Origin of the sequence: Rothia sp. ND6WE1A (assembly GCF_001683935.1) — a bacterium.
GTDB classification, from domain to species: Bacteria; Actinomycetota; Actinomycetes; order Actinomycetales; family Micrococcaceae; genus Rothia; species Rothia amarae.
In genome coordinates this window covers 1-2168 of record NZ_LXTU01000053.1, presented here as the reverse complement: position 1 = coordinate 2168, position 2168 = coordinate 1, and the positions used below count along the sequence as shown (strand labels likewise).

Here is a 2168-nt window from a genome sequence, read left to right as displayed (position 1 = left end):
CCCCACTGCGCTCGGTGAGCCGACGGTGCGCCGGACACTGACCGCCCGGCCCCTCTCCCTGGATATCGGCGGCATCGAAGCCAAGACGTGGAGGTACGTCTCTGACACCGGGGATGCGGCCATTGAGGCCACCGCCGGCGACGTCCTCCAGGTCGATATCACCAATGAACTGCCTGAGAGCACCTCTATCCACTGGCATGGCATCGCACTCCACAACGCAGCCGACGGTGTGCCCGGCATGACCCAGGACCCCATTGAACCTGGCGAGTCTTTCTCCTATGTTTTTGAAGTCCCCCACGGTGGCACCTACTTCTACCATTCCCACACCGGCCTGCAGCTTGATCGCGGCCTCCACGCCCCACTGATTATCCGTGACCCGCAAGACGCTGAGGACCAGGACGTCGAGTGGACCATCGTGCTCGACGACTGGGTCGATGGCATTCAGGGCACTCCCGACGATGAGCTCGACAAGCTCACCGGAATGGGTTCGGGCGACCATAACGGGGGGATGGAAATGGGCGACCATAACGGGGGGATGGAAATGGGCGACCACGGCACCCCGGACCGGGTACTGGGCGGGGATGCCGGCGATGTGATGTATCCGCACTACCTCATCAACGGACGTATCCCCCGTGCTCACCGGACCTTCGAGGCTCGTCCAGGCGACAAGGCCCGCCTGCGGTTTATCAACTCCGGCGGTGACACCATCTTCAAGGTGGCCCTCGGTGGTCACCGCATGACCGTCACCCACACCGACGGCTTCCCTGTCCAGCCCTGGGAGACCGAATCGATCTACCTGTCCATGGGCGAGCGTGTCGACGTCGAGGTCATCCTCGGCGACGGCGTCTTCCCGCTCACGGCTTTGGCGGTGGGTAAGGACGACCGCGCCTTCGCCGTCATCCGCACCGCCGGCGGCCAGGCCCCCCGCCCCGATGTCGACTTCCCCGAGCTGTCGTCCACCGGACTGCTTCTGTCCTCCCTGAAGCCAGCAGACCGTGCACTCCTGCCCGAGGGCACACCAGACCGAGAAGTCAGCATCGACCTGGGCGGGCAGATGATGCCGTATGAATGGAGCATTCTCACCGACGGCCAATCCTCCCCCGCGACCGTGCAGGAGGGCCAGCGCCTGCGGATGGTCATGCGCAACAGGACCATGATGCCCCATCCCATGCACATCCACGGCCACACGTGGGCGCTGCCCGGCAGCGGCGGGCTACGCAAGGACACCGTCCTTCTCCGCCGGGGTGAAACCATAATCGCCGACCTGATCGCTGAGAACCCCGGTGAGTGGGCATTTCACTGCCATAACGCCTATCACATGGAAACCGGGATGTTCAGCTCGCTTCGCTACAAGTAACCCCCACAGCAGGGTTGAGTACCGAGGTGGGCAGAGTCGCTGCAGACCACCCATCGGGCAGCACGGTGACCTTCCTCGGTGTTGTGGTCTTCCGGGACAACCAGAATACCGTCTTCTTCCCCACCGCCCGGCCGCGGTGTTCCTGAGGGAGGTCACCGCCGATGACATCCTTGATGTCGCCCTGCCGCTGGCCGAGGAGGCACCAGCATCATGACCGTTGATGTGATGGCGCAGTTGGCGATCGGCTAGCAGTTCGCCGACGCCGCGGCCACCGGGTCACTGATGATCGGCCTCCTGGCTGCGGCAGCTGCAGGTCTGATCTCGTTCGCTTCCCCGTGCGTCGGGTGCTGTTGCAAAGTTGGGCGGAGAGCAGTGAAGACTCAGTTTCTCATTCCCTGATCGCCGCTGCGTGTGGGCGTTCTCAGGCCGTCTCGAAGACCCGGTTGACGATCACCGCGTCCGGGTTCGGTTGCCCGTAGGCAAACATCGTGCCCTGACCTTTCCGCAATGAGTCGCCTCCATCCCTTTCCACGTCCGATATGCAGATGTCCGGTTCTTAAACGCGCCTTTCGGCCCGAGGATCCGCTTCAGCCGACCATGGTCGCCTTCCAAGATATTGTTGAGGTATTTCACCTGCCGGTGTTCCACTGTTGGCGGGCAGATTCCCTCTGACTTCAACTCGGCGATTGCCTTGGCTAGGGAGGGTGCTTTATCGGTGTTGATCACTCTGGGATACCCGGCTGACGCATTGGACCTGAGGGCCTTGGCCAGGAAACGCTTCGCTGCGACCACGTTCCGCTTCGGAGAGAGG

At 63.1% G+C, this 2168-nt stretch carries 1 protein-coding gene and 1 pseudogene; one reads left to right on the top strand and one right to left on the bottom strand.

Annotation, left to right across the window (positions count from 1 at the left end; translation table 11 throughout):
- Positions 1–1357, top strand: a 1357-nt coding sequence (locus tag A7E48_RS06855; RefSeq protein WP_141669402.1) for a multicopper oxidase family protein, incomplete at its 5' end; no start/stop codon positions are given.
- 421 nt (positions 1358–1778) lie between these two features.
- Here the strand turns inward: A7E48_RS06855 and A7E48_RS06850 are convergent.
- Positions 1779–2168: pseudogene (locus A7E48_RS06850) on the bottom strand (DDE-type integrase/transposase/recombinase); the annotation flags it as partial.